The 17324-nt window shown below is 42.0% G+C and carries 11 protein-coding genes; all 11 read left to right on the top strand.

Going from position 1 to position 17324, the window contains the following annotated elements; translation table 11 throughout:
- The first annotated feature begins 42 nt into the window (after positions 1-42).
- The 11 genes from ACWI_RS04915 to ACWI_RS04865 all read left to right on the top strand — a co-directional run bounded on the left by ACWI_RS04915 (position 43) and on the right by ACWI_RS04865 (position 16328).
- Entirely contained in the window at positions 43-366 is a 324-nt protein-coding gene (locus tag ACWI_RS04915) for a hypothetical protein (RefSeq protein ID WP_070370319.1), read from the top strand.
- Between the two features lie 4 nt (positions 367-370).
- Positions 371-835 (top strand): DUF6710 family protein, encoded by a 465-nt coding sequence (locus tag ACWI_RS04910; RefSeq protein ID WP_070370318.1) that lies wholly within the window; start codon positions 371-373, stop codon positions 833-835.
- Between the two features lie 105 nt (positions 836-940).
- Complete coding sequence (locus tag ACWI_RS04905; RefSeq protein ID WP_070370317.1) at positions 941-1783, top strand: leucine-rich repeat protein; 843 nt, start codon at positions 941-943, stop codon at positions 1781-1783.
- Positions 1784-1893: 110 nt separating this feature from the next.
- Positions 1894-2916: a hypothetical protein gene (locus ACWI_RS04900; protein WP_139142317.1), complete on the top strand. Its 1023-nt coding sequence runs from the start codon at positions 1894-1896 to the stop codon at positions 2914-2916.
- A 76-nt stretch (positions 2917-2992) separates the two neighbouring features.
- On the top strand, positions 2993-3202 hold the full coding sequence (locus tag ACWI_RS04895) for a hypothetical protein (RefSeq protein ID WP_070370315.1): 210 nt from the start codon (positions 2993-2995) through the stop codon (positions 3200-3202).
- Positions 3203-4216: an ImmA/IrrE family metallo-endopeptidase gene (locus ACWI_RS04890; protein WP_070370314.1), complete on the top strand. Its 1014-nt coding sequence runs from the start codon at positions 3203-3205 to the stop codon at positions 4214-4216.
- A 122-nt stretch (positions 4217-4338) separates the two neighbouring features.
- Positions 4339-4935, top strand: coding sequence for a hypothetical protein (locus tag ACWI_RS04885; RefSeq protein WP_139142316.1), 597 nt, complete (start codon positions 4339-4341; stop codon positions 4933-4935).
- Positions 4936-5201: 266 nt separating this feature from the next.
- Positions 5202-5981 carry a Fic family protein gene (locus ACWI_RS04880; RefSeq protein ID WP_070370384.1) on the top strand — a complete coding sequence of 260 codons (780 nt, stop codon included), beginning with the start codon at positions 5202-5204 and terminating at the stop codon, positions 5979-5981.
- A 226-nt stretch (positions 5982-6207) separates the two neighbouring features.
- Positions 6208-13092 carry an Eco57I restriction-modification methylase domain-containing protein gene (locus ACWI_RS19515; RefSeq protein WP_070370312.1) on the top strand — a complete coding sequence of 2295 codons (6885 nt, stop codon included), beginning with the start codon at positions 6208-6210 and terminating at the stop codon, positions 13090-13092.
- Between the two features lie 613 nt (positions 13093-13705).
- On the top strand, positions 13706-15532 hold the full coding sequence (locus tag ACWI_RS04870) for a reverse transcriptase domain-containing protein (protein ID WP_070370311.1): 1827 nt from the start codon (positions 13706-13708) through the stop codon (positions 15530-15532).
- A gap of 100 nt (positions 15533-15632) precedes the next feature.
- Entirely contained in the window at positions 15633-16328 is a 696-nt protein-coding gene (locus ACWI_RS04865; RefSeq protein WP_070370310.1) for a hypothetical protein, read from the top strand.
- The last annotated feature ends 996 nt before the right edge of the window (positions 16329-17324 follow it).

Below are 17324 nucleotides of genomic sequence, written 5' to 3'. Positions count from 1 at the left end.
AGGAAACAAGAAAATATGAAAATAAAGGAGTAATTGACAGCAATGGACACAGTTACTAAAGAATTGTTTGACATTTTCGGGAAATACCATTTTGATTCCCCACCAGAATTGAATACTGAAGCCAGAGAAGCGCTTTGCCTATTTCTCAAAAAACTCAAAAAGACAAAAAGCAGGAAGTCGTATCAAAGCAGTTATAACTACATGTTCTATTTACACTATTTGATGATTATACGAAGGGGATTAATTGATGAAAATTACCGCATTGTGTGTAACGAACTGGGCAGTTTGATTTATCGCTTTCCACCAACGGAAACCCGAATCAAGTTAATCATCATTGAACTACTTGAAGAATTTCTAAAGGAGTGAGCCGATGTTTGGAAAAAAGAAACCAAAGCCGCCGAAAATTTGCATTGGTGGATCTAAAGAAAATTTTGACGATGCATTATTTGCCATTCAGAATGGCCTTGCCATGGAAAAGGATATTACCGGGAAAATTGCTTGTCTGGATTTTGCCCTGAAGGTTTTACAGACCGACCTGAAACATTCCATTCTTTCGGAATCGATTTATAAAAAAGATATCACGGATTTAAAAGATAGCTATATCCCGTCAGTCACGCCATTAAAAACAGATGGGCAGAACTGGATCAATCAACGAACCGGTGAAATAATCAAGCCGGTTTTAGATTTTCGTATCGCCGTTATGTTTGAAGTGGAAAAAATAAAATTTGAATTACAACACGAGCTTGAAACCGGTTATATAAAGCCGGGAAGGCGCTGTGCTATTCCAGATGCATGGCGTTTTTTTATTTGTTCAAAATGGATCGATGTCTATTAATCGTTGAATATGGGAATACAGATAATCCTGTTTCCCGAGGAAACAAAATGTCGAAAAGACCAATCCTGTTTCCCGAGGAAACAAGATATTCGAAAAGGAGAAATAATGCAGAAAATTAAAAACGGATCATTTGCAAAATATTTAGTTACGTTAGAAGCGCATGAAAATGACTTGCTATTATTTAATGGGGATCAATTTATCTGGGCATTCGATACGGAGTTTGATGAAGATACCCAAAAACTCATGCGGGCAGCTGCCCGTTACTTTGATGATTATCGGATCGTTCCGCCATTGGCAGAAATTAAAAAGTATTACGACTACCCATTTGTCATCACTAATGGTTTTTCGTTTGTCATTGATGCAGAAAATAACCGGGCGGTATTGGCCGGATCAAACTTTCACCATGAAGATCTTCCCATCAATAAACTGATTTCAGTTCCCGACCGGATCACGTCTCAAGGGATTTCTTACCCGGTTAGGGCCATAGCAGACTGGGGCTTTTACAAAGATACCAGTATTACCGATCTGATTCTGCCGGATTCAATTACCCAAATCGGGAATTATGCCTTTGCTAATTCGATCATCCATGACGTAAAAATGCCGGCAGATTTCATTATGGGAAATAATATTTTTTATGGCTGTAACCATTTAAGTGAAAAAATGAAAAATTATCAGGACGGAATAAAAATTGATCAGCATCCGCAATGCAATGTATTAAGAAAAGGCGATGTTTTTCAAACCAATGCTTCCGATCAGACGGTGGTATTGGATGTAAACGGGAGCGACGCCCTGTTATTTAACGGTCGGCAATTCATTCGAGCCACCAACATTCACCAGGACGAACAGGGCTTACAGTGGGACGAAAGCCAGATTTATGAGCAGTTTAGTGATATCTCGAAACAGCAATCGGAGCAATCGTTTGAGGATGAATGGGAGCCGGAAATGTAAATTTGTTTCCCGAGGAAACAGGAAATGGTTGGAGATCAAAAAAAGATCTCTTTTTTTATTGAAAGATTCAATGATCCGATTAAAAAATATGAATTTTTGGGAGGTAAGAAGTGGAGCGGAATGAGAATGTAACGCAGTCCTTATGCATTGTGTATGATGGGGCCGTAGTAGAAGTGGATAGCTTGAAGGAGGGGTTGAAGCTGGCCGACGAAATGGTGTGTGAAAATGGTTCGGATATTACCATTGTGCAGAATGAGGAAGTCATCGCCAGACGGGAATGGATTGCGGAATCAGAAGTTATTGATCCCTTTGGGGATCCGATGGATGCCGAGCGTGACCCGATTGTTTTTGAAGGGGTTGGATTTTATTCAGATTGGTTGATTGATCAAAATTTCAAGGAAAATGAAGATAAAGATAAGCCTTTTAATGTGTTGTTTGATACCGGTCGAGTTAGCGATGTCCAATATGAGCAGTTGCATAATGCTGAATCACCAGTTGCTTCGGCGTCGGAATTGAAAAGTTGGAAATTAGAGTTGATCTTAGAAATAAACAACTGTACTAGGATAGCAGAAAATCGGGAAATGTTTATTGAAATGATGAAAGACAGAAGTTACGGAGTGTGTTGGAATGACGAAAGAAGATATATTACTTTCACTACTCCCGATGGGAATGTGTGCCGAAATAGTAGCCTATATCCATCTGATCGATTTACAAAGGAATATCTACTAAAACAATTTGAAGATAATTACCAAAAAAACAATCTGGATAAGCTCAAAACTTTTGGGGCATTACTTAACAGCAATCAAGCCTTTGACTGTGAGTTGATTATTGGGGATGTAGATATGCCAGCATCCTTTGTCTGGAATGAAGAAAGTCGCATTACTCCCTATGGCTGTGACTACTTTAAACCGTTGATGGAATGCAGTTACGAGTTGCTGGAGAATGGCAATATTTCTATTGCTGATTGTGATGAGGTAACGGGCGAAAAATTTGCTTTGGCCTGTGCCGGTTATATTTCAACTTCAGAATTTAATAAGATGTTTAGTGAAGTGGTGTTGGATGAAAAAGCGCATGATAGTACACAAGATCAAAGATATGAGGATCTTGAAGATGAGTGGGAGCCGGAAATGTAATTCTGTTTCCCGAGGAAACAAAATTAAAAAAACGAACGTCTTGTTTCCCGAGGAAACAGGCAGAAAGGAATAAAAAATGCAAGCTCTAGCAATTGAAAATGAAGTGATCGGTTATATGAATGGTAAAGCGATTGTTAAAAATGAGAATGGTGAGTGGTTTTATGTCGAAGTTCCGGAGGAATTTATTATCGCCGGCGAACAGATTGCTGATGAAGATTTAGCGCCACTGGAACTTTTACCAAAACCGGTTCAAATGGGTATTCTTAAGGAAATGGGAGATCGGTAAATGGCCAAGTATGAGAAGCGAAGTCCAGAAGATATTAAAAAGGAAATGGATCTCTATAACCAGAAAATAATTGATCTGGGTGAGTCGTTCAAGCGTGATCCGGCGGTTATTGCTGAATATTTAGAGTTTTCTTCAAAGTTTTATCGTTACAGTCCCCGAAATCAGCAGCTTATTTTTTCTCAGAATGATCGGGCATCCTTTGTGGGCAGTTATCAGTTTTATAAGGAAAAAGGTTATCAGGTGCAGAAGGGTCAAAAAAGCATGAAGATTCTGGTACCGGTTAAAGCGTCTTATTTTTATCGGGATGGCGAAAATACGTCCACTCCTTTAATTAATGCAACCAAAAGTGAGCGGGAGCGGATCAAGCGGGGAGAGATCGATGTAAAATCGGTCATGCGGTTTAAACTGGGATCGGTTTTTGATATTTCCCAAACCGACTGCCCGGTAGCCGAATACCCCCGGTTAGTGAGTTTTGGCGAAGTATCTCAGGATCATGCCACCTTATATGAGCAGCTACGGAGTTATTGTGAAGACCAGGGATTCCCGGTTGAGGAAACAGCTTTGCGCTCGATCAAATTACGGGGATCCTATACGCCATCAACCAATGAAATCAGACTGAACGAAAAACTTCAGGATACTCAAAAGCTCGGGACGTTTCTGCATGAAATGTCCCATGCTTTTTTAGACCATACGGCTGAAGCATATCGTTCCGAAATAAGTGAACACCAGCATGAATTTGAAGCTGACGGTTTGACCATTATGTTTTTGAGTCGCTTTGGCCTGGAAGTCACTGAAGGTACCAAAGATCATCTGGCATCCCATTACCAGAGTTTTCTGGAACAGATCGAAGCGCTGCCGGCAGAAGAACAGAAAAAATATAGTTTAAACCTGTCCATGGATAAGATTAATAATACCTATAAAGAACATATCGGGGCGATGGAAGAACATCTGAATCAACTGAATGCCGGGGCACAGTTTGAAGACTATGAAGAAGAATGGGAGCAGGAAATGTGATTCTGTTTCCCGAGGAAACAGGATTATAATCAATTTAATAGTTTATCAGAGAGAAAACGCCTTAAAGCATGGTTTGAACAAATGAGAGGCGGTGAATTTTTATAAAAAATTACATGATAAGTATGTCATTAATTATGCTGACATTAGTTATCAGTTTTTGGGTAACTGGTGGAAGTAAAATGGATGCCGGTTCGTTAGGAATAGTCATTGCTCTAATCGGCGTTTTTGGAGCATTATGTACTGGGATTCTTACGTTGTTTAAAGATTTTAAAAAAAGTGAAGATGTCAGACAAGATACTGGAGATATGAAACCAAGAGTGCAACGGATCGAAGAAGACAGCAAAATGACAGCATCGGTTTTGGCTGAAAATATAAATCCAAGCATTAAAAAGATCTCAGAAATATCTGGTGGGAATGCTGACGCTTTAAGGATTTTAGTTGAAGAATTTAATTATCAAAAACGCCTGAAAAATGAGTCTTCAGGAGATAAAGGCTATCAGAAAGATCGAACAATCAATCATATTAATCAACTATTTAAAGAAAATGTGATGCTAACGAATAAACTAAAAGAAAAAGAAATTGAACTTAGTCGAAGCAGAGAAGTTGCATTAATGCTAAAGGAAAAATGCGAGTTGTATGAAAATGAGAATTTCAAATTAAAAGAAATAATTAAAGAAAAAGAAAATAGTCAGAGCAATAATTGGGAACCGGAACAGTGATGCTGTTTCCCGAGGAAACAGGAAATAAAAAATCATAATCTTGTTTCCCGAGGAAACAAAATACAGAAAACACATTACAATGAGATTCAAGCGGATCTCTTTTTTTCAATCTCAATGGCAAGCTCATTCTGATGCATGGTGAACAGGCTGAAGGGAGGTTTTTTTAAAATAGATGATAAGGTAGAGTGAATTGTGTTATCATTAGCTAAACATTTTACCGTTGTCAAAGAAAGTATGCTAAGAAAGTGAGGGATGATCGATTGAAGATGGAACAGCTATTAAAAGAAATTGAAAATAAAAATAACGTCCTTCAGTCCTGCCGGCCTTTAACGCAAGGAGAATTAGAACGACTCAACGAATCATTTATGGTTCAGTTTACCTATAACTCCAATGCGATTGAAGGCAATACCTTAACGCTTGGAGAAACTGCCATGGTTTTAGAAGGACTTACCATTGATCAAAAGCCCTTAAAAGATCATTTGGAAGCCATCGGTCATCGGGACGCCTTTGAATATATTAAAGACCTGGTGAGTGAAAAAGCCATTTTATCCGAAGCAGTTATTAAAAATATTCACTCCTTGGTTTTAATCAATCGACCCAAAGATAAGGGGATTTATCGACGAATACCGGTTTCAATTGCAGGAGCCTTTATCGAGCCGGTGCAGCCGGTTCAGATACAGCCATCCATGGAAGAATTGATTCTAAAGAATGAACAGTGGAAGTCAACACTTCATCCAATCGAGCGAGTCGCACGGTTTCATTTAGAATTTGAAGGGATTCACCCCTTCATCGACGGAAATGGTCGTACCGGTCGGTTAATCCTTAATCTTGATCTGATGCAGAATAATTATCTGCCTATTAATGTGAAATTTTCAGATCGGAAAAAATATTATGAAGCATTCGACACATATTTTAAAAATGATGATGTTTCAGCAATGGCGAAACTGATCGGAAACAACCTTTTAGAACGCATTAATGAATATATCAACATTCTGTCCGATTCTCAAACCCTTGAAAATGATGAAGAATGGGAACCGGAACAGTAATTCTGTTTCCCGAGGAAACAGGAATAAAAAATCACGACCTTGTTTCCCGAGGAAACAGGAAATAGAAAATCACAATCTTGTTTCCCGAGGAAACAGGGAATCAAAAATCATAATCTTGTTTCCCGAGGAAACAAAATACAGGAAACACGTCGCAAGGAGATCCAATCGGATCTCTTTTTTCTTTTCAATCACAATGACAAACGCATATTGACGAGAGGTGAATAGAATGAATTCAAGAGAAATACAACATTTTCCCCAAATAGCGCAAGAAAATTTTCAGACACCGGAAAACTGGATGACCTTTCTGGAACGGTCGGCCTGGCATTATAAGCATACCTTTTACAATCAGATGCTGATCGTGTTCCAACGACCGGATGCGACCGCAGTAACCGGAATCGAGGCATGGAATAAAAAACTCAATCGAACGGTCAACGTCGGTGCAAAGCGAATTCTGGTGCTGGATGATCAGCTGAAGTATGAATTTAAAAACGTATTCGACGTGAGTGATACCCATAAACGCAATCCGGATGGCCCGGATTTTAAATTGTGGAGCCGGGAAAATGTGGATGAAGTCGAGATAATTAAACGAGCGACTGAACAGTACCAGGAAACACGCTCAAAGCATACGCTGCCATACTACATTATGACGGAAATGAAAGTGCGAAATAAAGATCAGTTTGAGTATTTTAAGACTGAGATCATGGAGTCGAACAGACTTTATCTCCGGAATCTGGATGTGAGTGGCTTTGCCAATCTGTATGATAACAGTGTGATTTATCAGATCTTATCCCGATGTGGTTATAATCCCCGGGATTATTTTAATCCGGAAGATTTTGCACAAATAAAAAACATCAAAAACTTTAAGTCGCTGATATTTTTGGGTAATAATGTAACGAACACCACCAAACCCTTTCTCATTGAAATGGGAAAACTGGTGCAAACCATTGAAATGGAACAACTGAAAAATCAAATAGAAGGAGAATCAAAAAATGAGCAAAAATCAGGAAGCATTCAAACCATTGGAATTGACCTATCACCAGGAAGGGGAGTTTCTGACCCCGGATATCAAACCCCTTACGCCACCCAGTCAGGAAATCGGGAAGTACGGAATGATGAGAAACGAATATCTGAAGGAATTCAAGCCGGATCTGTTGATGGAACTGATCTTCGACGACAAGATCAACGAACACCTGGTGGAAGTGGATCAGGCAGCCCAGCGCCGGCTGGAATTGATCATGGAGGGGATGATGAAAAATCATCCGGCTCCGGACAAGAAAACCAGACCAATGGAATGGGCCGGGCATATGAACAACCTAATGAAGCAGGCCAACGAGATCGTTCTTTCGGAACTCATTTACAACTAAGCCTGTTTAAGCCTGGACAGGAGCCAATAAAACCCAACCAACAAGCGGAGAGCCTTAAGCCCTCCGCTTTTTCTATTCCCCAGCATGATATTGATGTGATCCTTCGCAGTGCCGGCAATAACAAAAACAGTCAGTTGCGCATTGTCGCCCAATACAAGAAGCAGCTGCTGGCAGAAGACAATGTTGCCTTTCTACAAGCAGAATACCGCACCGGTGGCAAAGGGTTTTACATTGATGAAAAAGAAGTGGCGGTCTGGTTTGATAAAAACGGCATTCAGATCGCCAGGGGTAACACGGTACAAAGTAATTTTATGAAAACCACCCTATCATGGGAACAGGTTGAAAAGCGGATCGGGGAACTCTTGGAAAATGGCCTTTATATGGGCCAGGAACAGCTTGATCAGGTCGATGGCCACGAACGCAAAGAACTGGCAGATAAACTCTGGTATCTGCATCAGGATCGATCCGGGGAATTTTTTATGGAGGATGACATTTTTCGTGGGGGTCATCCAGATAGTTCAGCTCGGATTGCTGAACTTTACACTGATCCGGAAAAATTGGATGAAATTATTAATGGACTGGACGGGTTTGCCCAAAAATATAAGGTTGACCGATCTATTTTGCGTTTTCACTTTCACAAGCCGGATGAGTTGTTAAAACGACTCCATGATCTCAAACGGGAGCGTCGGGAGTATCAGGCGAACGGGTTTGACTACCAGGAACCGGCGATGTTTATCACCAAGGATGAAGTAGATACAGTTATATGTAGTGGTAGCAGTATGTCTGGAGGAAAACAGCGGATCATCAACTATTTCACTGAAAACCACTCACCCCAGGAAAAAGCGGATTTTCTCAAAAATGAATATGGCCAGGGGGGACGATCTCATGCGCTTTCCGGAGCGGATCACAGCTGGTTAGATTACAGTGTCAAAGGGATGCTGTTGCGCCGGGAGGAAGCAGAAAAAAGCATCCTTTTACCCTGGCCAAAAGTGGCAAAGCGTATCGAAGAATTGATGACCCTGGGGCGCTATGTGCTTGAAGAACCAAAACGGGTTAAACTTACCGGACAGAAACCAGAAAAACCGGTAATTCCGCTGGACGACATTCATGATCTGCTAATCAACGTGACCCCGGACGACTACACCCGGCCGGTGATCTATGATTTATTATCCGAAACCCAAAATAATGATGAGTTTGGCGAAGTGATTAAAAACACCTATTTATTCAGCGAAGTCCCGGTGCTCGGAAATCTCACGGATACCTACCGGCAGCATCTTGATCAGAATGGGATTCGCTTTGAAAAGACTGCCGATCCGTCGATTAATCGTTTTTTATCCTGGGCGGAGATTGCCGGGGAAGTCAGAGAACTCATTGAAGCCGGCCAATACGTCGTGCCGGGAGCATATCAGGAAATGGATCCGGAACCCTATGTCGAAAGCTATGGAGAAACGAGGTCTTTTATAACCTTTGATCGGGATCCGGAAGATGCTAACGATCGGGAATTGATTGCTGTATCCGCAGCGGATCAGGATGAAGGGGATCACAGCGACCAGAAAAAAACGGATAGAAATATCCCTAAACCAGAGAACTATAAAATAACTGCTGATGTCCTGGGAGAAGGCTCACCACGACAAAAGTTCAAAGCCAATGTTTTGGCAATTCGAACCCTGCAAGAGATTGAAAAAGAAAAGCGGGTGGCCACGCCGGCAGAACAGGCGATTTTATCCCAATATGTGGGTTGGGGTGGATTACCCCAGGCATTCGATCCGGATAACATCCATTGGCAGCTGGAAGCCAAGGAATTAAAAGACTTACTTACCGAGGATGAATACAGTTCGGCCAAGGGATCGACACTAAATGCCCATTATACAGCGCCGGTTATTATCAAAGCCATGTACGTCGCACTGGAGCAGATGGGTTACTACAAAGGGAATATTCTGGAACCAGGGATGGGTGTGGGCCATTTCTTTGGCTTATTGCCGGACACCATGAAGGATTCGAAGCTTTATGGCGTGGAGCTGGATGAGATTACCGGTCGGATCGCCAAAGCCCTTTATCCGGAAGCGAACATATCAGTATGCGGGTTTGAAAAAACTCAGTTCTCCAATAACTTTTTTGATGTGGCTATTGGGAATGTCCCCTTTGGCGATTATCAGGTTTATGATAAAGCTTATGATAAACACAGTTTTATGATCCATGATTATTTCTTTGCCAAGTCTCTGGATAAGCTGCGGGATGGGGGTGTAGTAGCCTTTATCACCAGCAAGGGAACCATGGATAAGAAGTCGCCCATGGTCAGGCAGTATCTGGCTGAACGGGCGGAATTAATCGGCGCTGTGCGCCTGCCGAATAATGCCTTTAAAGCGAATGCCGGTACCGAAGTCACATCGGACATTATCTTTCTGAAGAAACGGGATCGGAAAGTCCTAGCAGTTGATGAACCCTGGGTACATCTGGGAATGGATGAAAATGGAATCCCCATGAATCAGTATTTCATTGATCACCCGGAAATGATTTTGGGAGAAATGCAAATGGTGTCCGGACGGTTCGGTGAGGAATCGGCCTGCCTGCCGATCCCAGGGAACGATCTGAAGCTTGCACTGGAAAAAGCCCTGGGCAATCTGGATTATCAGTTCCCCTATACGGAAATTGAAGCTGAAAGCCTTATGGAAGATGACCAGGCTACCATCCCCGCCGATCCGGATGTGGCCAATTACAGTTATACCATCGTTAACGATGAACTTTACTACCGGGAAAATTCTGTAATGAACCGGATGGATAAACCCGCAGCCACAACGAGCCGGATTATGGGATTGATCGGTCTCCGTGATTGCACCCGGGAACTGATTGACCTGCAACTTGAAAATGGTAGTAATGAGGAGATTGAAAAGAAACAGGAAGAACTACACACCCTATACGATGCCTTTTCTAAGAAACACGGCCTGATTAACGCCACCGGAAACCGTCGGGCCTTTGATGAGGATGGATCCTATTGGCTCTTATGCGCTCTGGAAGTGTTAAATGAAGATGGTACCTTTAAAGATAAATCAGACATCTTTTATAAGCGCACCATTCGCACCAATGAGGTGGTCACGGCGGTTGATACCTCCAATGAAGCGCTACTGGTTTCCATCAACGAAAAAGCCAAGGTCGATCTGGACTATATGAGCAGTTTAACCGGAAAACCCCGGGACGTTATCATTAACGATCTGGAAGGAGTGATCTTCCGGGATTTTGGCAATCTGGATCCGGAGCAGCTCCCCCAAAACCTTTTCGATGTCACGGACGTTCCCTTTGTCACCGCCGATGAATACCTGTCCGGAAATGTCCGAAAGAAGCTGGATCATGTCCGTCAGCTGTTTGAAAACCTACCCAACGATCAGGCCGAAACCCTTTTACCAAACATCAGTGCACTGGAAGCAGCCCAGCCCCGGGATCTGGAAGCATCGGAAATCGAAGTAAGGTTGGGAGCAACCTGGATCGATCCCGGCTATATTCAGGATTTCATGGTTGATACCTTTAAGCCGGCAACCTATCTGGTTAACAGCGGATCCATCAAGATCCGTTATTCCCCCTATACCGGGGTCTGGAACGTACAAGGCAAGAATGCCGATACCTATGATAACGTCCTGGCAAATGTCACCTATGGCACCAAACGGGCCAATGCTTATCGCATCCTGGAGGATTCCCTTAACCTGAAGGATATCCGGATTTATGACACAATCCAGAACGCTGATGGCAATGATGTCCGTGTTCTTAATAAAAACGAAACCATTCTGGCCAATCAGAAGCAGGAGCTGATTAAAGAAGCGTTCCGGGATTGGATCTTTCAGGATCCACAACGTCGGGAGGTTTTAACCAGGAAATATAATATCCTGTTTAACAGCATCAGACCCCGGGAATACGATGGAAGTCATGTTGTCCTTCATGGCATTTCGCCAGAGATCAGCTTGCGGGATTATCAGCTTAATGCCATTGCCCGGGGGCTTTACGGCGGAAATACCTTACTTGGTCATTGCGTCGGCGCCGGCAAAACCTTTGAGATGACCGCCATTGCTATGGAAAGCAAGTACCTGGGTTTATCCAACAAAGCCCTGTTCGTAGTTCCCAATCATTTAATCGGACAATGGGGAGCAGAGTTTCTGGCTCTCTATCCCGGGGCCAATGTCTTGGTGGCTCGGGAAAAGGATTTTGAACCGATTAACCGTAAGAAGTTTTGTTCCCGGATTGCCACCGGCGATTATGATGCCATTATTATTGGTCACTCTCAATTTGAGAAAATCCCCCTGTCCAAAGAATTTCGGGAACAGGCCCTGGACAGCCAGATTGAGGATGTGCTAATGGCCATTGAGGATGCCAAGCGCAATAATGAGGAACAGTTCACGATCAAACAACTGGAAAGAACCCGGAAGTCACTGGAATTACGTCTGAACCGGCTCAATGATGACACCCGGAAAGATGGTGTCATTACTTTTGAGGAATTGGGGGTAGACCGCCTGTTTGTGGATGAGGCGCATAGTTACAAAAATCTTTTTTTATATACTAAGATGCGAAATGTGGCTGGGATCGGGCAAAGTGAATCCCAAAAAGCCACCGATATGTTTAATAAATGCCAGTATCTGGATCAATTAACCCAGAACAAAGGGGTGGTCTTTGCCACCGGCACACCAATTTCAAACAGTATTACCGAACTGTATACGATGATGCGCTATCTCCAGTACGACACCCTGATGGACATGGATTTAGGTCACTTCGATGCCTGGGCATCAACCTTTGCCGAAGTTGTCACCGCCATCGAATTATCCCCGGAAGGAACCGGGTACCGATCCAAAACCCGTCTGGCCCGGTTTTATAATCTGCCGGAGCTGATGGCCGTCTTTAAGGAAGTAGCTGATATTCAAACCCCGGATATGCTTAATCTTCCGGTACCAAAAGCTATCTATGAAGATGTGGTGATTAAACCGTCCGAACATCAGAAGGAGATGCTCATGGAGCTGGTCGCCCGGGCCGAACGGGTCCGAAATCATCAGGTCGAACCCTATGAGGACAACATGCTGAAGATCACCAATGACGGACGCAAGCTGGCTCTGGATCAGCGACTGATTAACTCGCTGCTGCTCGATCCGGAAGAATCAAAGGTGAATAAGAGTGTCGAAAATATCGTCAAAGTCTGGCAGGACAGCATGAATCAGCGGTCAGCTCAATTGGTATTTTGTGATTTATCCACGCCCAATAAGGATGGCCGGTTTAATGTCTATCAGGAGATTAAAAACAAAGCCATCGAAAAAGGGATCCCGGAAGATGAGATTGCCTTTATTCACGATGCCGACACAATTGTGAAGAAGATGGCACTTTTTTCAAAGGTAAGAAGCGGATCCGTGCGGGTACTGTTTGGATCAACGCTAAAAATGGGCGCTGGAACCGACATCCAGGATAAACTGATTGGTTTGCATCACCTCGATGTGCCCTGGCGTCCGGCTGACATCGAGCAGCGTGAAGGTAGACCGATAAGACCGGGAAATGAGAATCCGGAAGTAAAAATTTTTCGTTATATCACCGAGCAAACTTTTGACAGCTACTCGTGGCAGCTGATCGAGAATAAACAAAAATTCATCGGTCAGATCATGACTAGCAAACTCCCCGGGCGATCCTGTGAGGATGTGGATGAGCAGGCGTTATCCTATGCCGAAGTCAAAGCTCTGGCCACCGGCAATCCGCTTATTAAGGAGAAGATGGTGCGCCCATAAGCGACTACCGCTAAAAGTAGTTGCGTGGGAATATTGAAATACCGCCTTAAGCAAGCGGTGGGTAAAAATATCAAGAAAGGTAGGTGAAAATCAACCCATTATCTCACAACTTATCCATGAGGGGAAACCCAGTGGGGAGTGTAGCATGTTGTTGCAACGTAAGTTGCAGATAGTTACAGGACAATAAATCTCATAACAAACCTGTAAATATGGAGATAAAAATTCATACACGAGGATAAAAGCTAAACTGCTTAAATGATAGCCAAAGCTTGGGAGTATCTTTTCCTAATTGCGAAATGAGATGAAACGCAATTCGTCCTTGCAGATGTTCTTCCATCTTGTGCATTTGCGTGATATTAAGGACAAAGCAACTTTTAGATAAAGTAAATGGCGAAAGTCGTATCCGACAGTATGAAAGGCTTATGTTTCAATATACCTAAATGGGGATGACCTAAACCCGAGAAATCGGGCATGGTTACACAGCTTCCGTAGTAGTCCGAGAAACCTGAAATGACAGGTAATGCCGTAAAACGGATGCGGGAAAGCCGCTTACATGGCGAAGGGAAGCAGTTTACTTTTTTAATACAAAAGAAAGGATGGTGCGAGAGGCACTATGAGAAACCCAATTGCAGTATTAAATAGTCTAAGCGAAAAATCACAACAAAAAGAATATAGATTTGAACGGTTATACCGCAATCTATATAACCCAGAGTTTTATCTGTTGGCATACAAAAATGTTTATGCAAATGACGGCAGTATGACAATGGGAGTGGATGGTTCAACAATCGACGGTATGAGTAGCAGAAGAATTGAAAATATCATTACAAAAATCAAAGACAAAAGCTACCAACCTAACCCTGCTCGAAGAACCTATATTGAAAAAAAGAATAGCACCAAAAAACGTCCACTTGGCATACCGTCAAGTGACGATAAACTGGTACAAGAAGTAGTTAGGCTAATATTAGAAAGTATCTATGAACCAAATTTTTCAAAGAACTCTCATGGGTTTAGACCAAAGAGAAGTTGCCACACAGCATTATTGCAAATTCAAAGAACATTTACAGGGGCAACATGGTTTATTGAGGGCGATATTACAGCCTGTTTTGACAGTTTTGACCACCATGTGCTAATTAGTATTCTACGCAGAAAAATCAATGATGAAGCCTTTATCGGGTTAATGTGGAAATTCTTAAAAGCCGGGTATATGGAGCAATGGGAATACCATGCAACCTACTCCGGAACACCACAAGGCTCTGGTGTAAGTCCAATTCTTGCAAATATCTATCTCAATGAATTGGATAGCTACATGGCAGAATACAAGGCGAAATTTGATTTAGGTAATTCACTAAAGCGCAAAAGAAATCCAGAATACGAGCGTGTGCATGGAACAGCATGTAGATACAAAAAGTCAATGTCAAAAGTATGGGGCAATCTAACCGAAGAAGAAAAAGTAAAGTCTGCACAGCAGTTACGGAACCTGAAATCAGAGGTGCGAAAATTGCCAGTAAATCACCCGTTTGATACGAACTATAAGGCACTTCAATATGTGCGGTATGCAGATGATTTTATCGTCAGTGTTATCGGAAGTAAAGAGGACGCCGAAAAAGTAAAAGCCGATATAGCAAAATTTGTATCAGAAAAACTGAAACTAACACTTTCAGAAGAAAAAACAAAAATCACGCATACTTCCCAAAAGGCAAGATTCTTAGGATATGACCTAACGGTATCTAAAAGTCAAGACATCAAGCGTAATGCCAAAGGTGTCAGAGTTAGAATTTATAGTGGTGTACTAAAACTTTATGTACCTCACGAAAAGTGGGAAAACAAGTTACGTGAATGCGGTGCTATTAAAACAGTTAAAGACGAGCATGGAAAAGACCGATGGAAAGCCATTCACCGTGGAAAGTTAATAAACAAGACAGATATTGAAATATTAGCAAAGTACAATTCAGAAATTAGAGGGTTATACAATTATTACTCTCTTGCCTGTAATGCCTGTGCACTTTCAAAATTTGCAAGTCTTATGAAATATAGTATGCTTAAAACCTTTGGTGCAAAATATCGCACTCAAGTTTCCAAGATTAAATCAAAGTATGTGGAAAATGGCAACTTCACTGTCCACTACACGACTAAATCTGGAAATCGGCAAGCTGTATTTTACAATGGTGGATACAAAAGGAAAACTACCCCACTATTCGACCAAATGGATGTAATTGATTATCTTAAAAAATACGACAAGCCTAATAGTTTAGCAACAAAGCTGAAAAGCAATGCTTGCGAGCTATGTGGTGCGACAAATATTGAGATTGAAATACACCAAGTGAAAAGACTTAAAGACTTAACAGGCATAGCAGAATGGGAGAAAATTATGCTGAAAAGGCATAGAAAAACCCTTGCTGTGTGTGCTGACTGTCACAAAACAATCCACGCAAGTGATTAAATCGTAAGGTGATAGTAAATGGCGAGCCGTATACGCCGAGAGGTGTACGTACGGTTCTGGAGGGAGTGGGCAACTCGCCTGCTTACCTCATGATCTGGATGTGAAGGTCACCAAGCTGAAGCTGATCAAAGCCAATTTTGTCAGCCAACGGTATCGTCTGGAGGACAATATCTTAAAAGCCTATCCAAGAGATATCAGTATCCAAACCGAGCAGAAAAACGCCTTAGTGGAGGATCTGAAGCTCTATGAAGCACAACGACCATCTAAGGATCATTTTGAAATGACCATCGGTAATGTCTTTTATACCGATAAGAAGGAAGCCGGCACCGCCATTCTGGAAGTGATTAAAAAGCTGAAAGACGATAAACCACGATTGATTGGCCAGTATGCCGGATTTAAAATGGCAGCCAAGTATTCCGGTTTCGATGGGATCGATCTTTTATTCAAAAATCAGGCCACCCATACCGTCCATTTGGGCGCCGATCCCCTGGGAAATATCACCCGAATCGGTCATGTTCTGGAAAGCATCCCGGATCAGATCAAAAAATGTGAAATGAATATCCAGGATACCATGGAACGGCTGGAAAACGCCAGAGATGAGGTTAAAAAGCCTTTTCCCCAGGAGCAGGAACTAAACGACTACCTGCTACGATTAAACGAGTTAAATACGATTCTCAGCGTCGAACAATCCGACCATTCCCAGGGAACCCCGGATAATGATGCAAGTATGGCGGATCATCTGGAGTATATGGAAATGTGTGCCATCGACGAAGGGGAATGGGAGCCAGAGCAATAATTTGAATCAAATCAATGATCTTAATAGAAAGGAATCGAAGAAACCGGATGGTAAAATCGACTAGTCAAGAAGTAGCAAAACCGTCAACCAGCTCCTGCATGAGCAAGCTGGTTGGATCCGATAGAAGAAGTAGAATCATTGAAAATTTTCGTAATCTGAATATTTCTTTTCAATAACAAAGGGGTGTGTAGTAGTCACTTGATTGCTGCACACCCTTTTTGTTGTGCTTAAAATTTGATTTAAGAAGGATCTTACAGCTAAATAATGAGGGTGGGGACAACGTTAGACCACCGAAAACAGAAGCGTGGTGTGGTAGAGCCTAAATAATAAATCTATTCGGCCTTTTAATGTGCTGCTGCATTAAAATGTCGTCATTGGGGATGAGAACGTAAACCCAAGTAAAATAATCACGGTTCGGGGGAAACTTCGGGAGAGATTTTGGATTCGTTAAGGTGATAGTCACCTTTGTAGTTTGGACGAAGGATAATGAGAATCCAGTGGTCATGAAAAAACCACCTATCCAGCAGACTTTTTATTTAAGACGTAGAAATGACAAGCTTTATGCTTTTTTTGCATTCAGGATTTCTACGCCCTTTTTTAGTGATTGAAAAAGAAAATAAAGTGTTTTATCGCAATCACAAACTTTTCAACATGGGTACATATGGTAAATCTGTTTCCTCGGGAAACAGAAAACAATCAAGGAGGTTTTGATAAGAAAAATGAATCGCTGTGTTTAGACGTGTCAAAAAGGGGTTATTAGTAAGAATAACAGTCACAAAGGAGGTATATCAGTAAGAAAAGTGATGAAAATAATATGTTTCGACATTTGGATATAGTCACGAATCGGGTTTGGGATGATAAAAAAAAATTTTGAGAGGTGAACTACAAATGAATTCTGTATTTGAAAGTTATGCCAATGTTGTTAAAAATGAGTGGGGTTATTATCCGGTATTTCCTCCGGGATATCCACTATCACTGGGTGATTTTGGATCGGTT

The organism is Acetobacterium wieringae, from assembly GCF_001766835.1.
Classification (GTDB): domain Bacteria; phylum Bacillota; class Clostridia; order Eubacteriales; family Eubacteriaceae; genus Acetobacterium; species Acetobacterium wieringae.
This window is presented reverse-complemented; position numbering and strand designations above follow the sequence as displayed.

Bases quoted from the DNA above. Each gene is read 5' to 3' on its own strand.
- ACWI_RS04915 (WP_070370319.1), top strand. From the start codon at position 43: ATGGACACAGTTACTAAAGAATTGTTTGACATTTTCGGGAAATACCAT.
- ACWI_RS04910 (WP_070370318.1), top strand. From the start codon at position 371: ATGTTTGGAAAAAAGAAACCAAAGCCGCCGAAAATTTGCATTGGTGGA.
- ACWI_RS04905 (WP_070370317.1), top strand. From the start codon at position 941: ATGCAGAAAATTAAAAACGGATCATTTGCAAAATATTTAGTTACGTTA.
- ACWI_RS04895 (WP_070370315.1), top strand. From the start codon at position 2,993: ATGCAAGCTCTAGCAATTGAAAATGAAGTGATCGGTTATATGAATGGT.
- ACWI_RS04890 (WP_070370314.1), top strand. From the start codon at position 3,203: ATGGCCAAGTATGAGAAGCGAAGTCCAGAAGATATTAAAAAGGAAATG.
- ACWI_RS04885 (WP_139142316.1), top strand. From the start codon at position 4,339: ATGTCATTAATTATGCTGACATTAGTTATCAGTTTTTGGGTAACTGGT.
- ACWI_RS04880 (WP_070370384.1), top strand. From the start codon at position 5,202: ATGGAACAGCTATTAAAAGAAATTGAAAATAAAAATAACGTCCTTCAG.
- ACWI_RS19515 (WP_070370312.1), top strand. From the start codon at position 6,208: ATGAATTCAAGAGAAATACAACATTTTCCCCAAATAGCGCAAGAAAAT.
- ACWI_RS04870 (WP_070370311.1), top strand. From the start codon at position 13,706: ATGAGAAACCCAATTGCAGTATTAAATAGTCTAAGCGAAAAATCACAA.